The sequence below is a fragment of the Candidatus Zixiibacteriota bacterium genome (genome assembly GCA_029860345.1).
In the GTDB taxonomy this organism is placed as follows: Bacteria; Zixibacteria; MSB-5A5; order GN15; family FEB-12; genus JAJRTA01.
In genome coordinates, this window is the sequence record JAOUBJ010000007.1 from 100,482 (window position 1) to 127,445 (window position 26,964).

Genomic DNA, 26,964 nt, shown 5'->3' on the forward strand with positions numbered 1-26,964 from the left:
TGCAAAAGGGATGTCCCTTGAAGGGCTGCACAAACCTGTGCAAGATTAAGCCCTTGTATGGGATAATTGTCTAGTTTAAGAGGCATTGTGGTTCGGTGTGGAGCCATCCGGCTCCACATCGACCAACTATTTCGCGCAGATTACCAGGAGTCCAGTATGCCAAAGCCCTCTCGATACAACCATTTTCAACGTTGGTCTGACGAGCATTACTTAGCCTTCAACGCCCGTTCGGGAGCGGTGGCATTGATGACGGAAGACAACTACTCCGACTACCTCAAGATCGTTGAACAACTCAAGTCGTCCGGCGAATCGACCTTGTCCGACGACGGCAAGGAACTGTTGGAGCAACTGAAACATGGTCAATTCATGTGTGCGGACGATTTCGATGAAATACGATCTATGCAGTTTCAGCAGAATATGGTCCGCTACGACACTTCGGCTTTAGGATTGGTGATCGCTCCGACTTTGGCCTGCAACATGGCTTGTGAATACTGCTACGAACCTTCCAAGCAGGATCGTATGGCGGCTTCGGTTGTCGAGAGTATCATCAAGTGCGTCGAGTCTCAGGCTGAGGGAATCAGGCATCTCGATATAACCTGGTACGGCGGCGAGCCGCTTCTGGCCATGGATGTCATTGAAGACCTTACGGAGACCTTCCTTGATCTGGCCCAGGAGCACAAGTTTGAGTATACCGCTTCGATGATCAGTAATGGGTACCTTCTCACCAAGAAGAACGTCGACCGGTTGGTGGAACTGAAGGTTCGAACGGTGCAAGTGACGATTGACGGGCCGTCCCGGTTCCACAACAAGAAGCGCCCGCTCAAGAACGGCCAGGACAGTTTTGAAACTATACTGGGAAATATCGACTATGCATCATCGCGTATAGGGATCGGCGTCCGAGTCAATGTAGACCAGAGTTTTTCGACAGAAATCGTGGCTGAACTGTTGGAAGAACTCAAGGCGCGAGACATGCAGCGGAAAGTGGGTATTTACTTTGGCCAACTCGAACCTTCCACAAGTGTCTGCGCCAATATAGCTGAGTCGTGCTACGGAGCGATCAGCTTTGCCGGTGCGGAAACCGAGTACTACCGGCTTCTGCTGGAGAACGGTTTCCGTGTTGAGAAACTGCCCTCCCCGATGGCCGTCTTCTGCATGGCCCAGGGGGTCAACGGATTCGTCGTCGATCCCAAGGGTAATATCTGTCGGTGCTGGAACTACATCGGGGACGAACAACGGAGCATGGGTCACATATCGGATGAGATCAAGTATGACCACCCCAATTTCATTCAACTGTTCGACGTTAATCCGTTCGAGCTTGCCGAGTGTCGGGACTGTTCGGTCCTGCCGGTTTGTATGGGTGGTTGTCCGGATAGACGAACGTCGCCCGACGCAGGGAAAGACGAGATGTGTGAAAGTTGGAAATTCAATTTGGAGCCTATGTTGGAGACGATCGCGGCCTCCTGCATGCGCGCCAGGCAACAAGCCGAAACCGAGAAGGAGATGCAATCGTGAGCGAGTTTAAATGCTATCCCCAAGTTGTCGTATGGGAGGTAACCTGGGCGTGCAATATGCGGTGCATTCACTGCGGCACTTCGGCCGGTAAGCAAAGAGCGGATGAGCTCAGCACCGACGAAGCGCTGGCTTTGATAGATGAACTCAAGGAATTGGGCACCGATTCCATCACCATTTCCGGCGGTGAGCCGATGTTGCGCAAAGACTGGCGTGAACTGGCCAGGCACATCAAAGAGAGCGGCATCAAGCCATATATCATAACAAACGGCTTTTCCGTCACGCCTGAGGTGGTTCAGGAAATGAAGGATATCGGCTTTACCAACATCGGTGTCAGTCTCGACGGCACCGACCCGACCCATAACTACATCCGCCAGAACCCCAAGAGCTTCGACCAGGTCATCAACACCATGAACCTGCTGCACAAAGAGGGTCTGCGTTTTTGCGCCATCACTCAGGTGTCGAACATAAACCTGAAGGAACTGGATGCGATACGAGAGATACTTGTCGAGGCCCATTGCCCGGCCTGGCGCATCCAGATGACCACGCCCACGGGTCGGATGCCGAAGGATATGGTACTCTCTATGGAGAACTATCCCAAGCTGGTTGATAAGATTCTCGAATTCCAGAAAATGGACGGGATTGCCATCGATGTCGGTGAGAACATCGGGTATTTCGGCTGCAAGGGAACCGAGCTGCTTGACGGCGAAGCCTACTTCGGTTGTTATGCCGGAACGCGGGTGGCCGGTATCGAATCCAACGGTGATATCAAGGGCTGTCTCTCAATGCCTGAAGAGTTCGTCGAGGGCAACATCCGCAACGGCGGGTTTGCCAAAGTCTGGAATAAAATGGACGGCTTCAAATACAATCGATGTTTCACTCGCGAGTCGGCCGATGGCGCCTGTCGCGAATGCGACTACCTGCCTTTATGCCGAGGCGGTTGTACCACGACCTCGTGGTCGGCGTCCGGCAAACGGGCCGATAATCCGTTTTGCATGTTGCAGGTAGAGGCCAAACAAGGTATCGTGCCGCCTAAGCATGAAGGCATCGACCAGTTGCTGGAGCAATTTCGGGAGTAGGCGGGAGATCGGCAACGGAGTGAGCAATGAATCCAAAATACTCTTGGCCTATCCCTCCTGTTTTCGGTATTCGGAGCAGGTAGACAGTCTCGACATCAAGACATCTCTGTTGTGGCTGGCGTCATATCTAAAACAGTTTCATCCGGTGGAGTATGTCGATTATGAGCTTAAGATCGGTCGTCCGGCCAGCCAGACGCAGATTCGCCGATTCGAACGAATAGTCCGAAATGATCTGTCATCGCGCGACTTCGATATCCTCGGTATCTCCTGCTGGACTTCATTGTCTTACCAGTCTTCGCTTGCCGTGGCACGAATCTGCCGGGAACTGTATCCCGACAAACTGATAGTGGTCGGCGGCTACCACCCGACAGCGTTGCCCAACGAGTTTATTACCGAGGACAAGTTGTTTGACTATGTGGTCTGCGGGGAAGGGGAACACGCTCTGGTTGATATCGCGCGTCGCTTGGCCGACACCGGACGTCCCGCCAAGACGGAGATTATTCAGGGACCGCCGCTGAAACTCGAAGAGTTTGTTCCCTACAATTGGGACCTGGTGGAGCCGATTGTCAGGCAGCACGCCGTGAACGGGGTGGACTGTTTGTACATCTTTCTCGCCCGCGGTTGTCCCTTTCGGTGCAGCTTCTGTATGGAGCCTCTGAAAGATGCTAACTGGCGGGCGCTGTCGCCGGCTGAGGCGGTCGCGCAGATCATGGCGGCCGCTCGTCGCTTCGAGATTCGTTCGGTCGGGATAGCCGATGCCTGCTTTGGTGTTCGTCCCGCCTGGCGGCATGAGTTTCTGAACCGCATGGTCGAAGAGCAGCCGCCCTTTTGGGTGATCTTCGAGACACGCCCGGAGTATATCACCGAGGAGGACATAAGGCTATTGACTCATCTGAAAGCAGAGGTGCAGTTCGGCGTTGAAAGCGGGTCGCCCAGCATGCTCCGGCTGATGCACAAGAGTCGCGCACCGGAGAAGTTTCTGGGTGCTTTTGTACGGGCCAGCCGGGAACTGTCCAGTCACGGCATTGTCCACCGGGGCAATCTGCTTTTCAACCATCCGGGCGAAACACGCGACACGCTTGATGAAACATTCGCATTCATTGACAGCTGTCTGGCACCCGAACATTCATCTCTCATGTGGGTGCCCCATACCTACATGCACTTCCCGGGATGCGAAGTTTACGACCATCGTGAATCCTTTGAAAACAAGTACGGCACCCGCTTTGATGCAGGTGACTGGTGGCTCGGTGACAGCGACCAGTATCAGGCCAGCATGGCGCTGGTACCGTCTGCAAGCCTGGACGGCGAAAACAGAGAACTCTGTTGGCGAATGATGGAGCCGCGTATGGAGAAGATGAAACAGATCCTTACACCTCAAGCCTTCAGATTTGCCGCTAACAAATACTACCCCTATTGGCAGGATGACTACCGCTATCAAAACGTTTAAGCGGCTGTGGCGTTACCTGCGCCCGTACTGGCAGTTGGAACTGTTGACGTTTATAACTATGGTTCTGATTACCGGGGTAACTCTGGCCGTCCCGTTGTCCATACAATACATGATCGATGATCTGATCCCCGCCCTCAGTGCCGCCGAACAATTCGAACTGAAGCCGATCGTGTTGTTTGGTCTCGTCCTGGTGGCCATATACTTTTTCAACGTGCTTTTCACCTGGATACGTGACTATCTCATCGGCCGAATCTCGGCAGGCATCGTGCGCGACGTTCGTTCCGATCTGTTCTATCATCTTGAACAGGTATCTCTGCGCTTTCACCATCGGAACTCGGTGGGCGAACTGATGTCACGCGTATTGTCGGACGTCGACCGAATTCAGGAACTCATGACCTCGGTACTGTTAATGTTCCTGGCCAACGTTCTCATGCTGGCAGCCATTCTGATATACCTGCTTCAGGTCAACTGGGTGCTGACTCTTATTGCGTTGATTCCCGTGCCGTTGACGATACTACTGTCTCACTCCTTCGGACGCCGTATGCACCGGTTGATCCACGAATATCAACAGTCTTTCGCCAGACTGTCGGCCCGGCTCCAGGAAGCCTTGTCGTCACTCACCACCGTAATCGCTTTCGGTCAGGAGAAACGAGAGAGGGCGCGGGTCGACAAAGAGTCTAACCGATTGGGCGGGTGGATTATCAGATCAAGCGTTACCGCCTCGCTGTCGTCCAACCTCATTCACTTCGTGAACATGCTGGGACCGATAGTCGTGCTGGCCTGGGGCACCTATCTTGTGGCCGGTGGCAGCGTCAAGCTCGGCGCTCTCATCGCTTTCTATCTGTTACTCACCTACCTGTACCAGCCCGTTCAGGATTTGGCTTCGATCAATGTCGAGATTCAGTCGGCATTGGCCTCGGTCTATCGGATATTCGAGTATCTGGACCTGGAACCGGCGGTGGTCGAAGACAGTAGCCCGATCTGTCCCAAACAGGTGCACGGCCAGGTGGAGTTCAACGAAGTACGATTCTGGTATGAGGAAGACGGATTCGTGTTGGATATCGAACGACTCAATGTCCAGCCGGGTGAGACAGTTGCCGTGGTGGGTCCGTCCGGCGCCGGTAAGACAAGCCTTATCAACCTGCTGTTAAGGTTCTTCGACCCGCAGAAAGGCAGCGTTCTCATCGACGGCATCGATATAAAACGACTGGGCTTGCACAAGCTCCGGGGATCGATCGGGCTGGTCGAGCAATCACCGGTTTTGTTCAAGAGCACGATCTTCGAAAACATAGCCTACGCCAACTCGGGTGCCACCGCCGAGCAGGTACAGAATGCTGCGCGCGTAGCCAATATTGCAGACTTCGTCGACGCATTGGACAATGGATACCAGACCGAGGTGGGTGAACGCGGCGTTACCATGTCGGGTGGTGAGCGCCAACGCATCTGTCTGGCCCGGGCGCTGTTGAAGGACCCACCGATTCTTATTCTGGACGAAGCTACCTCGGCCCTTGATTCCACGTCCGAACAGTTGATCCAGCAGTCTCTGCGAAGTGTGTTGACCGACAAGACGGCGATCATTATTGCTCATCGATTGGCCACGGTACAGTTTGCCGACCGGATATTGGTGATGGAGAACGGACGGATCGCTGCTTCGGGCACGCATGATCAACTGATGACCGATTCGGATACTTATCGGGAGCTCGCCGCCAACCAGATGATCTCGTGACAGGTGTCAAGCCCGTTAGGGGCGCGACCCGTGAGAGCCGTCGCGCGGGGTCGCACGACGGCACCATAAGGTACGCACCGTTCGACTGCGCTCAGGGTGACAGTGTATGAGATTGCCGCGTCGTCCCGCGTGGCGCGGAACTCCTCGCAATGACTGGTGATGGGCTTTTTCGATGTGGTCTTGCAGTTTTGACATGCGGCAGATGTGGACATCTGCCGAGCACAGGAGTCCACAAAGATACGCACCCTTCGACTGCGCTCAGGGTGACAGGCAAGCCTGTTTTTTCGCGCTTCGCGCGTTGTCAGGACCGCGAAGGGTACTGACCTACAAGATGAGATCGCCGCGTCGTCCTTCTGCGATGGGTGGCCGTCTCAAACCTTGTTTGGGACGGGAGTCGATATGCGAAAAGTCACCCCCAAAGACGCTCTGAGGGTGCCACCCGACGAGAGCAGGATTGTGAGCCACGTCAATCAAATAAGTGGTCAAAAAAAGTACCAATCTAAACTGGATCGGCAGGGACTTCTTTGGGGACTCGCGATTGCGTCAACCGCCAATCGGGCAACGATTTAGAGCTCTTAGGTTCAAGCGAAAAGTTGACCCGGTTATTGGATGGGCTGAAGAACCTGAAGACACCCGTAATATGGCGCCGCTCAGCCCACTTTCCCCTTGACAAAAAGCGGTGGGTAGGTATCTTGCTGCGTGGTGAGTTAGGTAATCTGATTGCTTTACTCCATTGACTCCTTACTCACTTGAGATAGGTTAGAAACCGACCGGACATTTCGAAAAGGACGAACCGGACGGTGTCACAATGTCATCTGAGATTACACAGCTTCGATAACTCGAACCGGCCATGTGCAGCCGGAATTAATAGTGAGGACACTATGTTAGGTAGATCACTCTCACCCACTCGGGGTAAGGACTCAGCAGTAATTGGACTAAGGTGGTCCATTATTTATAGCCTGGTCGGGCTGTTGGTTTTCTTCGGCGCTTCTGCTTTCGCCGCCGAGGTTGCAACCGACGCCCCCAACTACCTGATCGGCACCACGGTCGATATCGACGGCTCCGCCTTTGGTCCCGATGAGTTTGTGACCGTTCAGGTTACCGAGTTGGACGGTACGCCGATAGCCGGCGCCAGTGGTATGCCCTGGTCGGTGTCAAGCGACGCTCTGGGAGGTTTTGTCACTACCTGGCTGGTGGATTATCAGGGAACAAGCAGCGAATTGCTGCTTACGGCGACCGGACAGGAGTCAGGCGCCACGGCTTCTACCACCTTTGTGGCCGGCAGCACAAATCTTGACCAGTTGCAGAACGGCACCACCACTACCGCTCCCAAATGGGCCAACGGCAATATCAACTCCTCCAACTCCTGTTACAGCGAGGGGCGGGTGGTACCCTATCGGGCCTTTATTACGGCCGACACCGGTTCGCACTTTTTCACTATTGAGATGGAGTGGACCAAGGCAAACGTTCACGCCTTTGATTATCTGGGCAGTTACGATTTTAGCGAGGACTCAGCAATCACGCTAGCCGGCGGCCCATGCGGCGATTCCGGTACGACAGCGCCCGCCGATTGTGTCGCCCCCACTGACTCACTGGTGTTTCCGGACCCGGACACAGTCTCGAATTATTCCGGCTCGATTCCGGGAGATTTCTATCCGAGCACCTATGAGTATAATGACACTCACTACCTTATGGCCTACAACGCGATTATCGACTCGGTCGGTAAGTACTACTTCGGCGGCACCGCCTCCGATCGCACCTGGTCGGTCGAAGTATACTACACACAAGTTGATACCGGAACGGTCGGTTTCTACTGGGGTGGTAATCTGTCTCAGGGTGACACGACTCATTGGGGCGTAGGCAATGGCTCGGCTTCGGTCGCCGGGGCGCCATACCACATGCGAATGAAAGATTTTGATGGCGGCGGTGGAGCCAACCAGGATCGCAGTATCCAAAACGGCACGATTTGTCTGCCGCCCGAAGGCGAGATTGTGATTGATGCCGATTCGCTTTGCAACGATCTCGATTCCACTTACACCGCATCTGATACCTCCGGCGGCGGTGCCTGGCTGTGGTCTGTCACCAATGGCACTATCGTGGGAGACAGTACGCTCAGTTCGGTCGACTTCACGGTCGATCCGGGAGCAACTTCGGTTACTGTCCATCTGAATGTTTGTAATACGACCGGTGGCTGTCCGGGTGACTTTTGTTGTGCCGATTTGGAGGTGACGCTTCCGACCAAGAGTTGCTGCATTCCGCCGGTAGTCAGTTGTCCGTCGGATGATACTCTGTTCGTCTGTGACCTGTCTCCAATCTGTGTGGACGGGTTTACAAGCAGTGACGATGACGGAGACCTTGCCAATTGCACCGTATCTCTTGGGACTCTCAATGGAACAGAAGTCTGTTTCACGCCGGTTGAAGGCGCCAATACTATTACCTACATCTGCACAGATTCCTGCGACCTGGCCGATACATGCGAAACTACGATTTACGTGGTACTCAACAGTGCGCCCAACACTCCGACCTGTCCTGCGGGCGTTGACTTGGTGCTCTGTGACCTGACCGACTCGATTTGTGTCGACGGTTTTAGCTGCAACGGTGATCCTGACGGCAATTTTGATTATAGCTATGCTACCGGCGGAGTGCTTAACGGCGGCACCGTCTGTCTCCTGCCGGTTGAAGGTGCTAACGTCATTACCTACATCTGTGTCGACAGTTGTGGAGATTCCTCATATTGTCAGACAACTGTTAACGTGACGCTCGACACCACCGGTCCCGAAGTAACATGCCCGGCCAACATCTCGGTAGTGCAGTGTGATCTTACCGATATCTGTATCGACGGTTTCAGCAGTGTCGGTTCGGTTAGTTGCTCGGTGGACCTTGGTACTCTGACCGGCAGCCAAGTCTGTTTCACGCCGGTTGAGGGTGACAATGTCATTACATACACCTGTGTTGACAGTTGCGGCAACGAGTCCAGTTGTCAGACGACGGTGAACGTGACGCTCGACACCACCGGTCCGGAAGTAACATGCCCGGCCAATGTCTCGGTGGTGCAGTGCGATCTTACCGATATCTGTATCGACGGTTTCAGCAGTGTTGGTTCGGTTAGTTGCTCGGTGGACCTTGGTACTCTGACCGGCAGCCAAGTTTGTTTCACGCCGGTTGAGGGTGACAATGTCATTACATACACCTGTGTTGACAGTTGCGGCAACGAGTCCAGTTGTCAGACGACGGTGAACGTGACGCTCGACACCACCGGTCCGGAAGTAACATGTCCGGCTAATGTCTCGGTGGTTCAGTGTGATCTTACCGATATCTGTATCGACGGTTTCAGCAGTGTTGGTTCGGCCAGTTGCTCGGTGGACCTGGGTACTTTGACCGGCAGCCAAGTCTGTTTCACGCCGGTCGAGGGTGACAATGTCATTACATACACCTGTGTTGACAGTTGCGGCAACGAGTCCAGTTGTCAGACGACGGTGAACGTGACGCTCGACACTACCGGTCCGGAAGTAACATGTCCGGCCAATGTCTCGGTGGTGCAGTGTGATCTTACCGATATCTGTATCGACGGTTTCAGCAGTGTCGGTTCGGCCAGTTGCTCGGTGGACCTGGGTACTTTGACCGGCACTGAAGTCTGTTTCACGCCGGTTGAGGGTGACAATGTTATCACATACACCTGCGTTGACAGTTGCGGCAACGAGTCCAGTTGTCAGACGACGGTGAATGTGACGCTCGACACCACCGGTCCGGAAGTAACCTGTCCGGCCAATGTCTCGGTGGTGCAGTGCGATCTTACCGATATCTGTATCGACGGTTTCAGCAGTGTCGGTTCGGCCAGTTGCTCGGTGGACCTGGGTACTTTGACCGGCACTGAAGTTTGTTTCACGCCGGTCGAGGGTGACAATGTCATTACATACACCTGTGTTGACAGTTGCGGCAACGAGTCCAGTTGTCAGACGACGGTGAACGTGACGCTTGACACTACCGGTCCGGAAGTAACCTGTCCGGCCAACGTCACGCTGGATCTATGCGACATCACAGAAGTGTGTATCGACGGTTTCAGCAGTGTCGGTTCGGCCAGTTGCTCGGTGGACATTGGTACATTGACCGGCAGCGAAGTTTGCTTTATCCCGATTGAGGGTGACAATGTTATTACTTACACCTGCGTTGACAGTTGCGGCAACCCGTCCAGCTGTCAGACAACGGTAACAGTGAATCTAATCCCCGGCCTTGCCCCCCCAAGCTGTCCGCCCAGCCAGACCGTCCAGGTGTGTGATCTGAGCCAGTTGTGCATTGATGGCTTCATCGCCAGCAGCGGTTCGGTTAGCTGTTCGGTGGACCTTGGTACTTTGACCGGCAGCGAAGTTTGCTTTACGCCGGTCGAGGGTGACAATGTTATCACATTCACCTGCGTTGACAGTTGCGGCGTTGAAGCCAGTTGTCAGACGACGGTAACCGTAGATATAATTCCAGACCTTGAGCCTCCAAGTTGTCCCCCAGTTGATACTATCCTGGTGTGCGACCTGAGCGAATTGTGCATCGACGGCTTCTTTGGTAGCAGCGGTGCCGTTAGCTGCTGGGCGACTCCAGGCACGCTGACCGGTACCACCGTCTGCTTCACGCCGGTCGAAGGCGACAACGTTATCACCGTCGGTTGTGTCGATGTCTGCGGACGGACAGATAGTTGTCAGACGACGATCCACGTGATACTCAACAGCCCCCCGAACGAGCCGACCTGTCCCAATGAGCAAACGCTGTTTGTGTGCGATCTGAGCCAGATCTGTATTCCCGGTTTCGAGTGCTGCACCGATCCGGATGGTAACCTGGAGTCGTGTGAGGTAACAGGTGGCACGCTCACCGGCAGCACGGTCTGTTTCGATCCGGTTGAGGGCTACAATACGATTACCGTTACCTGCACCGATTCATGCGGCGCAACTTCCAGTTGCACACGAAGGTTCAACGTTGTTCTCAACGCTCCACCGGTGGTGACCTGTCCGGGAGATACTTCCATTATTCGGTGTATTGTAGGTGACACGGTGTGTGTTGGGGCGTTCAGCGCCACCGACCCTGATGGCAACCTATCATCCACTCTTCTTAATGGCCAGCCATACACTCCAGGCGGTCAGTACTGTCTTGAGCCCGACTCCGGCGCCAACCTGCTCATATTCACGGCCATTGACTCCTGTGGCGCCAGTGCAACCTGCACCACCATAGTTGATGTCGAGGCCCTTCCGGCTGAGGATTGCGATCTGTGTCCGTCGATTACGATCGAAAAGACCCACAATGCCATCCAGGGTTCGCATGAATATGTGGCGGTCACAGTAGACTCAAGCGAGATTCCAATGGGCGGCTATGACATCTTGATCGCCTATGATGCCTCAGCGCTGAATCTGCAAACCGTAATCCCCGGACCGCCGTTCTATGATCCGGCTCCGGACGGTTGTGGATGGGAGTATTTCGTGTACCGCTATGGTCCTTGCGGCGCTTGTGCCGGTGGCTGTCCTTCCGGTCAGGTCAGGGTATTCGGTTTGGCCGAGACCAACAACGGTCCCAATCATCCCGACTGCTTCCTGCCCGCCTCCCTACCGGCGACTTTGTTTACGCTGGACTTCCTGGTCACCAACGACCGCACTTTTGAGTGTCAGTATATCCCGGTCAGGTTCTTCTGGTGTGACTGCGGTGACAACACGGTGTCGTCGGTGAATGGTAATATCCTGTATATGGCCGAGCATGTGTACGAGTTCGAAGGCACTGAGATTACCGACTCCACCTTTGGCTTCCCCACCTACTTCGGTCCGCAGGAGGGGTGTCTCGATCCCGAGCCGGGTAAGCCGACTCCGCACACATGCCTGACTTTCACCAATGGTGGTGTCGATATCGTATGCGCCGACTCCATCGATGCCCGTGGTGACATCAACCTTAACGGCAACGCCAACGAGATAGCCGACGCTGTTCTGTTGAGCAATTACTTCATTCAGGGACTCCCGGTGTTCAATGTCAATGTCGACGGCCAGATTGCCGCTTCTGATGTCAACGCCGACGGAATTACGTTGTCGGTGGCCGATCTTGTGTACTTGATCCGCATCATTGTCGGTGATGCTCTTCCATACTTCAAGCAGGCACCAATTGTCGTCGGAACAGACCTTGCCGGCGGTGTGTTGAGCGTTAACGCTTCGCTCGGTGCCGCCTGGTTGGTAGTGGAGGGTGAGCAACAGCCTCACCTGCTGGCATCCAACATGGAGATGAAGTACGGCTACGACGCCGAGGCAGATTTGACCAGAATCCTGGTCTTCAGCCTACAGAAGGACCAGACTTTTGAAGGTGCCTTCGTAGCCGGGCTTGAAGGTGAATTGGTCAAATTCGAAGCTGCAACCTACGAGGGTATCCCCGTAACGGCGAAACTGGTTCCGGATCAGTTTGCCCTTTACCCGAGTTACCCGAATCCGTTCAACCCGGTTGCAACTATTGCCTTCGCATTGGCCGAGGCGGCCGATTATGAACTGACCATCTACAACGCGCTGGGTCGCGAGGTGAAAACCTTCAAGGGTCACAGCAGACCGGGTGTGGTGGAGGTTCAGTGGAACGCCAACGGTCACGCCTCAGGCATCTATTTGTACCGCCTCAAGGCAGGTACCTTCTCTGAGACCCGCAAGATGGTGCTGTTGAAGTAACCGCGCGGAACATAATAGCTAACAAATGGGACAGTGCCTGTATGGCGCTGTCCTTTTTTTTGTGCCTACTGAACTGAACAATGTCAGGGTGAAAACTCCTTCATGGATTTGATAGTTGTCCGACGTGCTCAGCTTTGTGTTCTGATCCGAGAAAGGTATGCGTATGGTTGGAGTGCGTGAGTTTTGGTGCGGCAGGCAGGAGTCGGCGATGGGGCCGTTGGCTGGTAAGGTATCTGGCGTGTGCTGTCGACGATTTATATGTCAATGGGATCGGACAGGCTTTGGGAGTTATAACCACTCTCAGAGCCACTGGAACCTCGCGGAGTCTTTGATATGTCAAGCGACAACCTGGGTGGGGAAGAAACTAATGCGTCGACCGTAATGGAGCCGCCGCAACAAGGTGCTTCCAGACAATTGAAACTGAGCCGGACGACAGATGTCAAAGCTGATTGCGTCCGACTGGAAACCTGTCAGACATTTCTGGACAGTCTTGAACCAGTGGCCCTGCTGCTCAGGAAGGGTACTCGTGAAGTTGTAGCCTGCAACAAGGCGGCCAGGGAACAGGGTGTTTTACCGGGAAAGACGTGCTTTGAAACATGGGGACAATCAAACAAACCATGTGCGTGGTGTCAGGCGCCCAAACTGTGGAAGACGGGCCGAACGGTCCGGCAAAGCCACCGCCGAAATCACCGACATGATCAAGGGTATCCAGTCTGAAACCGAGGAAGCGGTTCAATCGATGGAGACCGGTGTCCAGGAAGTGGACAAGGGTCGTGAGCTGGCCGACAAGGCAGGTAACAGCCTGACTGAGATTGTCAACATGTCGCAGCGGGTGATGGATATGATTCAACAGATCGCTACGGCCGCCGATGAACAGTCGACAGCGGCCGAGCAGATATCAAAGAACGTCGAGAACGTGTCCTCAGTGACCAAGGAGACAGCGACCGGCGCCGAACAGGCGGCCGCCGCGGCCGAGGAACTGAACAAGAACGCCGAGGGCCTAAAGCAGATCGTGTCCCAGTTCCAGGTCAGCTAACCCGGAGATTCATTTGTCATACTACACTGAGGTGGGAAGCTTTCGGGCTTCCCACTTTTTTTTGTGGTAGCCGGTAGCAAGAGTGAAGCGGCCGCGGAGTGTTTCTGCGGCTTCACGACGTGGCACCAAAGCGCGAAGCGCAAGAAACCGATTTATCGGTGCCGGATCACGACCCCGGCATCCGGCTGTGTCTCACACCTGAATAGGGTAACTCGATGACCCCAAGTGATTGGCGCAAGCAAAGTTGGGAGTTGCCCACCAGTTTTCGTCAGCACTCTTTTGGAACCCACCGGAACAAGTGTCCATCCAACGACCCGAACAAAGATTGATTATCTCCTCTTTTTTGACTATCTTGTATTTGGAGTGAGGGTATCGCGGAAAAATGAGAATTCGAGACATAATCAACATTGCGCGTCGACTGCATTTCAAAATAGCGCTCTTTGTAATCCTGACTATCATCGTTATTTTCGGTCTGTATAGCGCCTATTACTTCTATAGTTACCAACGAAAACTGACCAGTTTGGAAGCGCAGGCTTCCGAGGAACTTGGCCGGACGCTGACCTCCAGTCTGGAGATAGCCATGCTCAACAGTGATCTTGAGTCGATCCAGTACAGTATTGAGGAGGTCTCAAAAAACGAAAACATCGTCCGCGTGTTCCTGCTTAACATGGAATCGGTGGTAAAAGCATCATCGCAGGCAGATTTGATCGGGCTGCACATGAGCACGCAGGATTTGGGCTGCAGCGGCTGCCATGTGAGTGGTACCGCCCCGCCGTCATCAAGGACGATCTCGCTGGACTCAGAAGAAGTTTTGCGGGTGGTGACGCCGATCATGAATAAGCCGGTATGCTTTTCCTGTCATGGTGATACCGATCGATTGAATGGTGTCCTGGTGTTGGACCGATCCCTTCTATCGATCAAGACCGAGATTGTATCAAATCTCAAACTGGCCGGGGGGGTTGCCGTCGCTTCGGTTCTGGTTATGATGTTCTTGTTCCGATGGTATATCAAACGGCAAGTGATAAACCGTGTTGTCTACCTTGAATCTTTGGCCCGACGGGTAGTCGGTAACGAGCTGGACCTCGATATCGAGCTCAATGGCCAGGATGAACTGGCCTCACTGGCCGGCAGTTTCAACGACATGAAGACGTCGCTGAAGCTGTCTATGCAGCGAATCGACAACCATCGCAACTACCTGACTCATCTGCTGGAGAATTTGATTGACGGCATTTTGATTGTCGATGATCTTGAACAGGTGGCCTTTGTTAACAAGGCCTTTCGGGATATTCTGCATTTGGATCAATCGGCTGTCCAGGCCGGTGACCGCATGGATCTCAAAGAGCAGCCGCTGGACCGTATCGCACCTATCCGCAGTTTGATCGCACTATCGCAGGAGCGGAACACAGCCGTTAAAGAGGTGGTCAAGTTTCAGATTCCCGATGAACCACTGAAGCATCTGGAGGTGCATGTCGGCAACCTCATATTGCCCCCTTGGTTAAAGCCGGAGGTCATTGTTGTCATCAGGGACATAACCGCGCGCGTGACTTTTGAGAACCAGGTTTATCAGGCGGAAAAACTGGCCACTATCGGGCGACTCGCGGCCGGCATCGCTCATGAGATCAACAACCCCATGGCCTCCATCATGACCTGCGCCGAGGGGTTGCTCAAAAGCGAACCGGCGGTCGAAGATGGAAAACGCAAATATCTGGACATCATAAAGAACTCCGCCCGACGCTGTAAGATCATAACCCAAAAACTTCTCGATTACTCGGCCGCCTCCACTATGCGGATGGATATCATTGATCTGGATGAGGTTCTGCAGGAAGCGGCATCACTGCTGCAATTCGAGGCAACAAGAAAGCAGGTCCAGATGAGTACGACCAAACCGGCCACAATGCCGGTCGTCTCCGGCTGCAGAGATTCGCTGGTTCAGGTTTTCGTCAATCTGATTCTCAACGGTATCCAGGCGGTCGAGCCGGGCGGCGTGGTGCATGCCAGTGTGGAAGTGGGGGCGAAATCGGTCGATGTTACGGTGGAAGACAACGGTCCCGGAATCGATGAGGAGAATCTCAAGCGCGTGTTTGATCCCTTCTTCACTACCAAACCGATCGGTGTCGGCACCGGGCTGGGCTTGTCGGTAAGTCAAGGCATTGTCAAGCAACACGGCGGGAGAATGGAAATCCTGCAAAGCACGAAAGGCTCGACATCTATAATGGTGACACTCCCAACGGTACAAGATGAGCGGCAGAGCCATGACTGAAGAGAACCTGGGCCGGATCCTGCTGGTAGATGACGACGAAGTTTTTGCCGAAGTATTCGCCAGCGAGCTGACGCGCATGGGATTCCAGGTAGAGCAGGGTTTCGGGACCGATATTGTCTCCCGCCTGGACAAGGATGAATTCGACATCATCGTTCTCGACATTCTCATGCCCAACGTGAGCGGTCTTCAGTTGCTGAAAACAATCAAGAACAGTCGACAAGACCTTGACGTCATTATGTTGACCGGAAACGCCACCGTTGCCAACGCGATTACATCGATGAAGGAAGGGGCCTACGACTTCATCACCAAGCCGGTGGAACTGGACCGCGTTGAGCATATACTCAGGCGATGTATGGAGAAACGGCGGCTTCAATCGCAAAACCGGACGCTGGTGGACCGCATGTCCGATCTCAGTGACGGCCGTTTGATTGGGGACTCATCAGCCATCAGGGAGATTCGATCTTTGATAGGTCGTATCGCAGACTCGGAATCAACAGTCTTAATCCATGGTGAATCCGGCACCGGCAAAGAGCTGGTGGCCAACCTCATTCATAAGAACTCTCCGCGCCGAGCCAAGCCGTTCATTATTGTCGATTGCACGTCGCTTCAGGAGAACCTTCTGGAATCGGAACTTTTCGGGCATGAACGAGGCGCCTTTACCGGAGCGGTGACCAAAAAGCACGGGATTTTCGAGATCGCCGACGGCGGCACGGTGTTCCTGGATGAGATCGGTGACATTTCTCAATCGTTACAGGTCAGACTGCTACGGGTAGTCGAAACGAAAAGTTTTCGGCGGCTCGGCGGCAATGACAGAATCAACACCGACGTGCGCTTGGTGGCCGCAACCAATCGCGACTTGAAGGATATGGTGCACAAGCGGGAATTCCGGGAGGACCTGTACTACCGTATCAATGTTGTCAACATTTCGCTTCCGCCGCTTCGTGAGCATCCCGATGATATACCGCTTTTGGTAGACTTTTTTCTATCGGAGCTGTGCAAATCAGACGATAAGACTCGGTGCTTTTCCAAAGCGGCTTTGGATGCACTCAAGCAGCACGATTGGCCCGGTAATGCCCGGGAGCTTCGAAACATCGTGGAGCGTTCGGTGCTTTTGTCTGATGAGACGACTATCGATGTCGGCGAACTGCCGTTGACCGCTTCTCCTCTGAGATCGATCCTCAAACAGTACGACCGGCACAAATTGCCATCACTCAAAGAATTGCAGGACTCATATATCGTTTGGGTTCTTGACAAGTCGGGCGGAAACAAGCAATTGGCGGCCCGAGTCCTCAAAGTTGACCGCAAAACTATCCAACGCCATCTGAACCACGACGATGATGTCCAATAATGTCCCGCCGGCGCGACATTCTGGGACACTTATCTTCACGCGCCAATTCTTCGTTCCCCACCGTTTGATCTAGACCACATTCAACGTCCTGTCAGTCAAGCCTTTTGAGGCTCTCACATTCAATCGTTCGCATGCCGCGTGAGTCGGCACAATTATTGCCATGCGTTAGGTGGAGGAAGTGAGGTGGATGTATTAGTGGTTTCGGCGGATCTATCGCCGACGGAGAAAACTCTGATCGAATGCGTTCTGGCCGAGCACAATGTCGGGACCAAGATCGCCGACAGTTACCGCAAGGCCGTAGAGGACCTTGCCCGCCACAAGTATTCGATCGTAATCCTTTACCACTTCAACGGGAAGGAGGACCTGAAAACCACTGCGGCCATTCGAATCATGAAACAGATAGTCCGGGACTTGCTGATTGTTGCAGTATCCGAAGAAAAGACTCTGGACACCGAACGTGAACTGAGGGAATTCGGACTCTATTACTATCTGACCAGGCCGTTTGCAGAGAAGGAACTAAAGGAGGTGCTATCAAGCGCCCTGAGAAAAAAGTGCCATAGATAAAGACAAGAGTAATGAAACGGACTCGCGGGAACCGTCGGCGATGACCTTTCTGCAAACACCCAAGGCGCCGTCGTCCGACGTTCCCCTGAGCCGATAGACACAGATGAGGTGATCGTATGAGTGCGATGAGTGAATCAGGAGAGTTTGGCGGCAGGTCCATAAAAACGGGTCTGAATATCATTGGTCTGATGATGTTCGGTCTTGTGGCGGGTGCTATCTGCCTTGCCGCCTGGACATCCAGTCTTCCCGAGGCGGTGCGCTTGTTGATTTGCGGACTCGGTGTGCTCCTCGGAGTTGCTTTCGCCTGGTCGCCGCGTGTGGCCAATCAGTGGGAGAAGGCGGTCGTCCTGAGGCTTGGAAGGTATCGCGGTCTGAAGGGAGCGGGGCTGTTCTGGATTATTCCGTTTGTCGACCGGGTCGTTATGTGGATCGACGCCCGAGTTCGCACCACCGGGTTCGCGGCCGAGAAAACACTTACAGCCGATACCGTTCCTGTCAACGTTGACGCCGTGCTCTTTTGGACCGTTACCGACCCTGAGAAAGCCGCTTTGGCCGTTGAGGACTATCGTGAGGCGGTGGCTTGGGCGGCCCAGACGGCGCTTAGGGATATCATCGGAAAAACCAATCTGGCCGAGATGCTGGTGGGGCGAGAGCATATTGATGTTGAACTCCAGAAACTCATCGATGAGAGGACGCACGATTGGGGGATCATGGTGAGATCGGTTGAGATTCGCGACGTGGTTATCCCGCCGGCGCTCGAAGACGCTATGTCCAGGCAAGCCCAGGCTGAACGAGAAAAACTGGCCCGAGTAATTCTGGGTGACGCTGAGGTTGAGATCGCGCAGAAATTCGCGAAGGCTTCAAGCCATTACCATGAAGACCCGGTGGCCATACAACTCAGAAGTCTGAATCTGCTATACGAGGGCATGAAAGAGAAGACAACCCTTATGGTGGTTCCTTCAGGGTTGGTAGAATCGATGAACGTGGGTGCCTACGCCGGGCTGGCGGCATTGAACAAGGCCAACGGAGAAGGAGACAAGGTCTGAGATCAGCCATCGACCAAAAAGGCATCGCTGTAGGTCCAAAGGGACTTCCTTGCCTATTTGCAATTGTCCTGGTGTGCCTTGTTGTCGGTCTGTCAGGATGTGACATGGCCGGTCCTGAAACCCAGATCGAACAGCCGATCGCCTTCGATCACGTGCGTCACGTGACCTACCTTTCCGAAGGGGAACATCGCCGCGAGAAGATCGACATGCACAAAGAAATTCTCGGTGAAGACGAGGCTTCGGAGGAAGTTTTGCAAGGGCAGTGTCTGGAGTGTCACGATGACCTGACGGACGAAGCGCCGGACTGTGCCGGGTGTCACATCCTGTTCCAGGATGCGGCCCTGCGCGCCCGCAAGGATGTCCGCGCCTGCGTTGCCTGTCACCGCTCCACCTGGACCGGTTACAGTGCGGGGATCCCCAGTGTAACCGTTTGTCGCTCTTGTCACGCCGACGAACCGCGAACCGACAGTGAACAGGAGGCTCATCTGCGTGAGTATATCGACCGGAGCGAGGATATCCCGTGGGTGCGGATAACGGAGATGGACCCTCACGTTCACACCTCCCACAAGGCCCACATTCGTTACGCCGGTTATGCCTGCACCCAGTGTCACAACGGACTGGATCAGCAGGTGGATACACCGCTGGACTTGCATGTCACGACCATGGAAGCTTGTATTGAATGTCATGAAGAAAACAACGTCTCGGACGGGTGCCTGACATGTCACAAATAGAACGCGACAATCGGAACAACAATGAAATCAGCCGGCGCACCATGCTCCAATTCATGGGTGCGGCCGGCGCCTGGTTCCTGTTCGGATGTGAGCAGCATGCCGAACCGCGACGGGTCCAATTGATTCCGGCTGGATGGAATCGCGGTGAGGAGCGCTGGGTGCCGACCACCTGTTTGCAATGTCCCGGCGGATGCGGCATAAACGTGCGGGTGTACGAAGGTCGAGCCGTGAAGATCGAAGGCAACCCAGACCATCCGTTGAACCTCGGCGGGCTTTGCCCCAAAGGACAGGCGGGTCTGCAAGCTCTTTATGATCCCGACCGCATTCCGGGTCCAATGAAAAAGATCGGCGGTCGGTCGTCTTCGACGTGGGAGGCTATCTCGTGGGAAGAAGCGCTGGCCACCGTGGCTGACAGACTCAGCCAATTGCGGGCAGCCGGCATGTCTGAGTCTCTCCTTCTGTTGGCTGGACATTTGCCCGGTCACATGAAGGCGATGTTTGAGCGTCTGGCGCAAACATACGGCACGCCCAACCTGGTTAGTGCCGAATCTCTCAACAACAGTGTAGGACGCCTAAGCCGGTTTCTGGCCCAGGGCGTATCGGATTTGCCCGGTTATGACCTGGATAACACTCACTATCTGATGTTTTTCGGAGCGGGCTACCTGGAAGCTTGGCAACCTCTTGGATACACGTTGCGGACCCACGGTCGATCATTGCGTGGGCGACCGGAGAAGCGGACCAAGATAGTGGTAGTAGATCCCCATCTGGGTGTGGGGGCGTCCAAGGCCGACGAGTGGATACCTATCCGTCCGGGAACCTATGCCGCCCTGGCTCTCAGCATGGCCTATGTCATAATCGACGAAGATTTGTACAACCATGACTTCGTGGCCAATCATACCTTTGGTTTCGACGACTGGGAAGAGCCGGGCGGACAGACGGCCCAACACGAGGGATTCCGCACGATGGTGACGCGGGAGTATCGTCCGGAAGTGGCCGAGGAGATCACCGGTGTGGCTGCGGCCGACATTCGGCGGCTGGCGCGCGAGTATGCCAAGGCGCGTCCCGGACTATCTGTGGCCGGTCGGGGTCCTGAACTCCACACCAACGGACTCTTCACCCAGATGGCCATCCGCTCACTCAACGCCCTGGTCGGCAGTATCGACGTCCCCGGTGGAGAGATCGTACAACAGTCGGTACCATCCCGTCAATGGTCGGATGTCAACCTGGATGACAGCGCAAGGAAAGGTCTTGCGCAGCCATCCCTCGTTAGCCCGGCGCTGCGCAAAGAGGGCTGGCCGTCGGGCGATCACGGCACCCTGTTGGATGCTGTCATATCCGGCCAACCATACGCCACCGAGGCCGCTTTTGTCTACAATAGTAACCCGCTGTTCGCCGGTCCCGATACCGCTCGCTACCGAGAGGCGCTGGACCGTATCCCCTTTGTGGTCAGCTTTTCCTCATTCATGGACGAAACGACGGCTCGGGCCGACCTGGTGCTGCCGGACAGCACTTTCCTGGAGCGGCTGGAGGATGATTTCGCCCTACCCAGCACGGGCTATCCAATACTCAATCTGCGGCAGCCGGTCATGGACAAACTCTACGACACGCGACACACCGGAGACGTGCTGATCGAATTGGCCGGCCGTGTCGGCGGCTCTGTCGCCGGTTCATTCCCGTGGAGAAACTACGAGCAAGCACTCAAAGAGAGTCTGGCCGCCGTTGCCGCTGCTGGAACCGGTTCGTTCACCGGCCGGAGCGCCGGGGACTTCTGGACGAAGTTGAAGGCGCACGGTTTCTGGTCGGGTGGGGACTACCCCTTTGGAGACATGAAGCGGGTTCTTAAAACACCTTCGGGTAAGTTCGAGTTCGCGTCCCTTGGCTTCAAGGAACATATAGAGACAGAAGCGAAACGGACCGGAATACCGGTTGATGCTCTCCTGGACCGGCTGGGCATCCAGGCGCGCGGTGATCTGGCCCTTATGCCGCATTATGAGTCACCCCGCTTTGCGGGAGAGTCCGAGCAGTTTCCGCTTCATCTCCAGACCTACAAGACGATGATGTACGCGGAGGGACGAGGCGGCAACCAACCCTGGTTGCAGGAGTCCTTCGGTGTGATGTTCAGTGAACGCTGGCGACCGTGGGCGGAGATCAACCCGGAGACGGCCGAACACCTTGGCATTCACGATTTGGACCTGGTGTGGGTCCAGTCGGACCGGGGTCGCCTCAAGCTCCCGGCCAAGCTCCATCCGGGAATAAGACCGGACGTGGTCAATGTGCCGCTTGGATACGGGCACACCGAACACGGGCGTTGGGCCAAAGGCATAGCCGGCAATCCGCATGACATTATATCTCTTTTGGTCGACCCGCTAACCGGAGCTCAGGCCATCCACGGTACGCGGGTCAGAGTTTATCGCGCTGTTGCCCCCGGAGAAACACCGCCAAAACTGAAAGGAAGCGCCCGTGCCTCGTTGGGGAATGGTCATTGATTTAGATCGGTGTACAGCCTGCCAGGCATGCACCGTAGCCTGTCGAGCGGAGAACAACATACCGTTCGCCGGGCCGCGTGAAGCCGCGATGGGACGCGCCATCTTCTGGAACGAACTCATTGTCCGTCTGGAAGGGGAGCACCCATACCCGGAGATTCGCTACCTCCCCCGGCCATGCATGCATTGCGACAACTCGCCGTGCAGCAAGGTCTGCCCCGTCAATGCCACCAGCCGCGACGACGAAGGCATTGTGGGACAGATCCCCAGTCGCTGTATCGGCTGCCGCATGTGCATGTGCACCTGTCCCTACACGGCCCGTTCGTTCAATTGGCTTGAGGCCGAATGGCCCTCGCCCATGGAAAAGCAGCATAATCCCGACGTGGCGGTCAGGGAAAAAGGTGTTGTCGAAAAGTGCCTGTTTTGCATTCACCGTATCCGCAGAGTGAAAGAGACGGCCCGCGAAGAAGGGCGTGAGATCAGAGATGAGGATGTAATCAAGCTCACCGCCTGTTGTCAGACCTGTCCGGCCGGGGCGCGTGTGTTCGGTGATTTGGATGATAGCGAAAGCACGGTCTCCAAGATGGCCAGGAACCGACGTGCCTTCAGCCTTCTGGAGGAGTTAGGAACGCACCCCAAGGTGATCTATCTACGGGAACGAACATGAACGATACTCACACACCGTCAGAAACAGATTCAATAATCCGTCGAGCGCTGTTGCCGTTGGCCCACACTTCACGGCGATTTTACCTCTTCATTGCGGCCCTGGTGCCCCTGCTTGTGGTGTGGGGATATTTCGTGGTATACCAGACGCAATTGGGTCACGGCATCGGCGGAGGCGGAACAAAAGGTGCGATATGGGGCATTGTCGTGGCCAATATCGTTCACTTGATCGGCATCAGTCACGTTGGGATTGCCATCTCCGCCACAGTGCGGATCATGAACCTGGAACGTTACAAGCCGTTGGCCCGGATCGCCGAGATCGTGACGTTGGTTTCGATGACGGCTGCCGTGATGAACATCGCTCTCGATGTCGGACGTATCGACCGTTTTCTGGTGAACATCCTTTTGCACGGCAAGATTCACGGTCCGTTCGTGTGGTCTTGTACCGTCATCACCTGGTACGTGATCGGAAGTTCCATCTATCTATACTTGGCCATGCGGCGGGATCTTTGTCTGGCAGCCAATATGATCCCCAAGCGTCGATGGCTGTACCGCATCCTGGCTATTGGATACCAGGACACGCCCAAAGTGAGAGAACGGCACGAGCGCTCGGTGTGGTGGAGCGCCGTGATAATTCTCCCCATCATGGTGTCGGTCCACTCGGTCTATGGATACGTTTTCGGTCTTCAGGCCGGTCGACCGGGCTGGTTCAATCCGATTCTGGCGCCGTACTTTGTGCTGGGCGCTATCGTGTCCGGCTTTTCGGCTATGATCATTATCGCGGCAATCGTGCGCAAAACTTTCCCCTGGAAACAGTTCCTGCCACCGCGAATGTTCAAAGGGCTGGGTGTCTTTTTGGGTTTTGTAATATGGCTGTACATGTACTTTTTGTTCTCAGAGATACTCACCGGCCAGTACTCGCCACCGGAGGCGGATAACAATGTTTGGAGCGACATCCTGTGGGGACGATTTGCCATATTAACCTGGTGCGCACTCCTGGGTGGCCTGCTGATTCCATTTGCGGCCCTTTTCATTCAGGGCGTAACCAAGAGAATCTGCAGCGTGGCGTTAACCGTGACGGCGGCCGTTATGTGTAACATCGGGCTGTGGTGCATTAGGTATTTGATTGTCGTTCCGACCTTTTATCATCCGCACCTGCCCTACCGGATAACACCCTACGTGCCCACGCTGGAGGAGGGAATCGTAATGGGCGGCACATGGGTTTTTGCGATTTTGTTTTTCTCTGTTCTTCTCAAGATTGTGCCGGTGATCGAGTTGCCCGAAGACACGCCTATACGCACGGACTCCCGGTTTGTCCTGTTCCCATGGATTACATTACCGGGGCGTTTGAAGAATCTGATAATCGCCGGTGTGACGCTTTTTTCGGTGGCCATGGTCGTGTATGGCATCTCAACCTGGCAAGGGGACTATGCTCCGCTTAAGTGGCTCACCGGAATCGGGCTGATTTGTATCGTTCCATTGCTTATCAGTGTGCTGATCCCGCGCGAGGAATGCGCCCGGCCGCCTTCGTTTCCGCGAGCCCATGCCCGGCAGTATATGACTTCGGCTACACCATGGCATGCCAGGGCGCCGAGGATGGTCCAGGATAAAATTGTGGCATCGCCTCAGGCCGGGCGTCCGCCACCATAGATTCGGAAGCTGAAATATTGAAGGTCACAGGCGTTATGCGTCTGGGACCGGCGGAGGGAAAACTCAGATGGCAGGGCAAAGCCCAAGGAGGTATCAATGACCACACCTGACTTGCTGATAAGTAGTAGGCATGACTCCGGGAAACCATACAGCCGGATTGGATGGTGAGAATATGAGATATATACTGGTTTTTTTGGGCTTGGTGTTGATCGCTGCCTCTGTTCAGGCCGACGATGACGTTATTGACATCGGCGTCATCTTGCCTCTGAGCGGCCATACTTCAAACTACGGAACCGAAGCGCTTAAGGGTATCAATCTCGCCGTCGAAATCATCAACGACGGCGGCGGCGTCCGGGGGACCAAGCTTAAGCTGATTGTTGCCGATAACACCGATGATCCGGCCACTACGTCTCAGGTGGTTTCCCGAATGATCCATGACCAGAATGTTATCGCGGTTATTGGTCCGATCACTTCGACCAATTCTGCGGCCGCCGCGGCTGTTGCCCAGCAGGCCGAAACACCGCTCATCCTGCCCGTGGCCACCAGCCCCCATGTAACTGAAATCGGAGAATACATCTGCCGTATCTGTTTCACCGACCCTCTACAGAGCAAGGCACTGGCCGAATTCTCACACAAGTTTTTGAAGTTGCACAAAGTAGCGGTGATCCTGGAAAAAGGCTCCGCCTACTCGGAAAAACTGGCTGAGTTTTTTGTTATGCGTCTTCGAGACACCGGCTGCGAGGTCGAATTCATGGAGAGCTTTGAAATCGACCAAGGGAATCTACTCACGGTCGTCGACCAGGCGCTGGCTGCCGCCCCCGATCTCATATTTGCGCCCGTATACTATCCCGAAGCGGCGGCCATCATAAATCGCATAGCCGAAGCGGGTAGTTCCGTGGCGTTGTTGGGTGGTGATGGCTGGGAGTCGCCGGAGTTGTTGAGATTGAGTGGCCGGAATATTAAGTCCGGCCAGGTATTCTTCAGTAGCCATTTTTCGCTACAGTATCCCGAGAGAACCGGCTCTTCATTCGTGGAGGACTTTCGCAAGAGATTCGGCGATACACCAAATGCCGTGTCGGCGCTCGGGTTTGACGCCGTTGGAGTGCTCAGTGACGCCCTCAGCAGGGCAACCGTAATGAACCGGAAAGGTGTACAGCAGGCGCTTATTTCGACCAGCAGCTTTGCCGGAGTGACTGGAGCCATTTCGATAAATGAAAAGAGGAACGTGGTTAAAGATGTTTACATCCTGAAGGCGCTCGAAGACGAATTCGTTCTCGAGACAATAATCTCAGCCTTCTGACGCCAGGAGGAGTTATGATTTCATTCCGATCGACCATACCCATAATAGTGGCCGTCGTCATCCTGGCACAGGCAAATGTCGGTCAGTGCCAATCGTACAGAGTCTGCAAAGAGTGCCACAGTGATATTTTCGAGCTGTGGAAGAATTCACTACATGCCAAGTCGTATGAGAATCCCACCTTTCGGGCAACCTATATGACGGCCAGACTGGACCGGGGGGATGAGGTAGCTCAGAAGTGCCTGGCCTGCCACGCTCCGATGGCCAACGACGAGAATGGACACGATCCCGATGCTGCCGGTGCCGAAGAAGGCGTCACCTGTTCTTTCTGTCATAGTATCTCTTCCGTGGGAGAAGGCGGTATCGACACCTACTATAACCTGGATACCACAGGCGCCGTGTACGGACCCTACCGGGCCACACAGGATGTGGGGCATGAAACCAAGTACTCACCGCTCTACCTTGAGTCCAGACTCTGTGCCGGTTGTCATGAATACGTCAACAGTCATGGTGTCAGGGTGTTGGACACCTATAAGGAGTGGGAAGAATCGCCCTACCGCAAGAACGACGTTCACTGTCAGAACTGTCACATGCCGACGGCACCGCTTTTGTCGGTTGCGGATGACTACGACGTTACCGGTTACTATGTGACTGCACACGAATTCCGGGGCGGACACTCCAACATAAACCTCGCCCACGCGGTCAAGCTGGAGACCGCCGTAACCAAGCGCGAGAGGAAACTGGAGGTCCTGGTGATGATAACCAACGCCGAATCCGGTCACATGCTGCCTACCGGGATTCCGATACGCAGCCTCGCCCTCAACGTGGTGCTGAAATCGGCCGAAGGCATCGAACTATCAGCCGTCCGTAAAGTGTACCGGAAGGTTTTGACAGACGCCTATGGTACGATTATCGAGAATGCACTCGACATGTTTCTGAACGCTACCGATGTTTATTCCGATAACCGCATCGGACCGAAAGAGACACGGGTGGAAACTTTGACTTTTGAAATACCCAAGAAAGTGAAAGACTACTACGTCGAGACCACTTTGAATTACGAATACAGCCGGCCGGTGTTGATCGAGGAGTTTATCAGCATTGAGATGGCCAAACAGGTAGTCAATTCGCGGTCTATTCGTTAGCGGCTGGTTGTGGGAATATAGTTTTTGCGAGTGTGAACCTGGGGCCGAGTCCGGTACCAACGAAGAAAACAAAATCCCCGCGACTGGATGTAACCAGAACTTTCGAGCAAGTCTTGCCCTGTCTAAGTCTGACCGGGTGAGGACTGTCTTGGAACTTTGGCATATCTGATTAACACCCTCATCGGGTCCGGCCTATCATTTTCTGCCTGGTCTCGATACGTGGTCACCATGCACAATTGATAACTACCATCCAAGTCACAACCATTGAGCTCGAAGACTACAGCTTATATCAACTGGCAGTGTGTGATTCCT

The 26,964-nt window shown here is 54.6% G+C and carries 16 protein-coding genes; all 16 read left to right on the forward strand.

Annotated features, from left to right (window positions below; translation table 11 throughout):
• Nucleotides 1-156 precede the first annotated feature (156 nt).
• Nucleotides 157-1,512 (forward strand): radical SAM protein, encoded by a 1,356-nt coding sequence (locus tag OEV49_08985; protein MDH3891205.1) that lies wholly within the window; start codon nucleotides 157-159, stop codon nucleotides 1,510-1,512.
• Complete coding sequence (locus tag OEV49_08990) at nucleotides 1,509-2,588, forward strand: radical SAM protein (protein MDH3891206.1); 1,080 nt, start codon at nucleotides 1,509-1,511, stop codon at nucleotides 2,586-2,588. The genes OEV49_08985 and OEV49_08990 overlap by 4 nt, the downstream gene beginning before the upstream one ends.
• Entirely contained in the window at nucleotides 2,548-4,035 is a 1,488-nt protein-coding gene (locus OEV49_08995) for a B12-binding domain-containing radical SAM protein (protein MDH3891207.1), read from the forward strand. Before OEV49_08990 ends, OEV49_08995 begins: the two co-directional genes overlap by 41 nt.
• Nucleotides 4,010-5,761 (forward strand): ABC transporter ATP-binding protein/permease, encoded by a 1,752-nt coding sequence (locus tag OEV49_09000; protein MDH3891208.1) that lies wholly within the window; start codon nucleotides 4,010-4,012, stop codon nucleotides 5,759-5,761. Before OEV49_08995 ends, OEV49_09000 begins: the two co-directional genes overlap by 26 nt.
• A gap of 881 nt (nucleotides 5,762-6,642) precedes the next feature.
• Nucleotides 6,643-12,432 carry a T9SS type A sorting domain-containing protein gene (locus OEV49_09005; GenBank protein MDH3891209.1) on the forward strand — a complete coding sequence of 1,930 codons (5,790 nt, stop codon included), beginning with the start codon at nucleotides 6,643-6,645 and terminating at the stop codon, nucleotides 12,430-12,432.
• A 589-nt stretch (nucleotides 12,433-13,021) separates the two neighbouring features.
• On the forward strand, nucleotides 13,022-13,468 hold the full coding sequence (locus OEV49_09010) for a methyl-accepting chemotaxis protein (protein MDH3891210.1): 447 nt from the start codon (nucleotides 13,022-13,024) through the stop codon (nucleotides 13,466-13,468).
• A gap of 382 nt (nucleotides 13,469-13,850) precedes the next feature.
• The gene (locus OEV49_09015) at nucleotides 13,851-15,728 is read left to right on the forward strand and encodes an ATP-binding protein (protein MDH3891211.1); all 1,878 of its coding nucleotides are present in this window, start codon (nucleotides 13,851-13,853) and stop codon (nucleotides 15,726-15,728) included.
• Nucleotides 15,721-17,076 carry a sigma-54 dependent transcriptional regulator gene (locus OEV49_09020; protein ID MDH3891212.1) on the forward strand — a complete coding sequence of 452 codons (1,356 nt, stop codon included), beginning with the start codon at nucleotides 15,721-15,723 and terminating at the stop codon, nucleotides 17,074-17,076. The genes OEV49_09015 and OEV49_09020 overlap by 8 nt, the downstream gene beginning before the upstream one ends.
• A 183-nt stretch (nucleotides 17,077-17,259) precedes the next feature.
• Complete coding sequence (locus tag OEV49_09025) at nucleotides 17,260-17,640, forward strand: hypothetical protein (protein ID MDH3891213.1); 381 nt, start codon at nucleotides 17,260-17,262, stop codon at nucleotides 17,638-17,640.
• Between the two features lie 116 nt (nucleotides 17,641-17,756).
• Complete coding sequence (locus tag OEV49_09030; GenBank protein MDH3891214.1) at nucleotides 17,757-18,686, forward strand: slipin family protein; 930 nt, start codon at nucleotides 17,757-17,759, stop codon at nucleotides 18,684-18,686.
• A 104-nt stretch (nucleotides 18,687-18,790) separates the two neighbouring features.
• Entirely contained in the window at nucleotides 18,791-19,417 is a 627-nt protein-coding gene (locus tag OEV49_09035; protein MDH3891215.1) for a hypothetical protein, read from the forward strand.
• Nucleotides 19,405-21,903, forward strand: coding sequence for a molybdopterin-dependent oxidoreductase (locus tag OEV49_09040; GenBank protein MDH3891216.1), 2,499 nt, complete (start codon nucleotides 19,405-19,407; stop codon nucleotides 21,901-21,903). Before OEV49_09035 ends, OEV49_09040 begins: the two co-directional genes overlap by 13 nt.
• Nucleotides 21,893-22,567, forward strand: coding sequence for a 4Fe-4S dicluster domain-containing protein (locus OEV49_09045; protein MDH3891217.1), 675 nt, complete (start codon nucleotides 21,893-21,895; stop codon nucleotides 22,565-22,567). Before OEV49_09040 ends, OEV49_09045 begins: the two co-directional genes overlap by 11 nt.
• Nucleotides 22,564-24,213, forward strand: coding sequence for a polysulfide reductase NrfD (gene nrfD, locus OEV49_09050; GenBank protein ID MDH3891218.1), 1,650 nt, complete (start codon nucleotides 22,564-22,566; stop codon nucleotides 24,211-24,213). Before OEV49_09045 ends, nrfD begins: the two co-directional genes overlap by 4 nt.
• 172 nt (nucleotides 24,214-24,385) lie before the next feature.
• Nucleotides 24,386-25,513: an ABC transporter substrate-binding protein gene (locus tag OEV49_09055; GenBank protein ID MDH3891219.1), complete on the forward strand. Its 1,128-nt coding sequence runs from the start codon at nucleotides 24,386-24,388 to the stop codon at nucleotides 25,511-25,513.
• A 14-nt stretch (nucleotides 25,514-25,527) separates the two neighbouring features.
• Nucleotides 25,528-26,652: a cytochrome c family protein gene (locus OEV49_09060; protein ID MDH3891220.1), complete on the forward strand. Its 1,125-nt coding sequence runs from the start codon at nucleotides 25,528-25,530 to the stop codon at nucleotides 26,650-26,652.
• The last annotated feature ends 312 nt before the right edge of the window (nucleotides 26,653-26,964 follow it).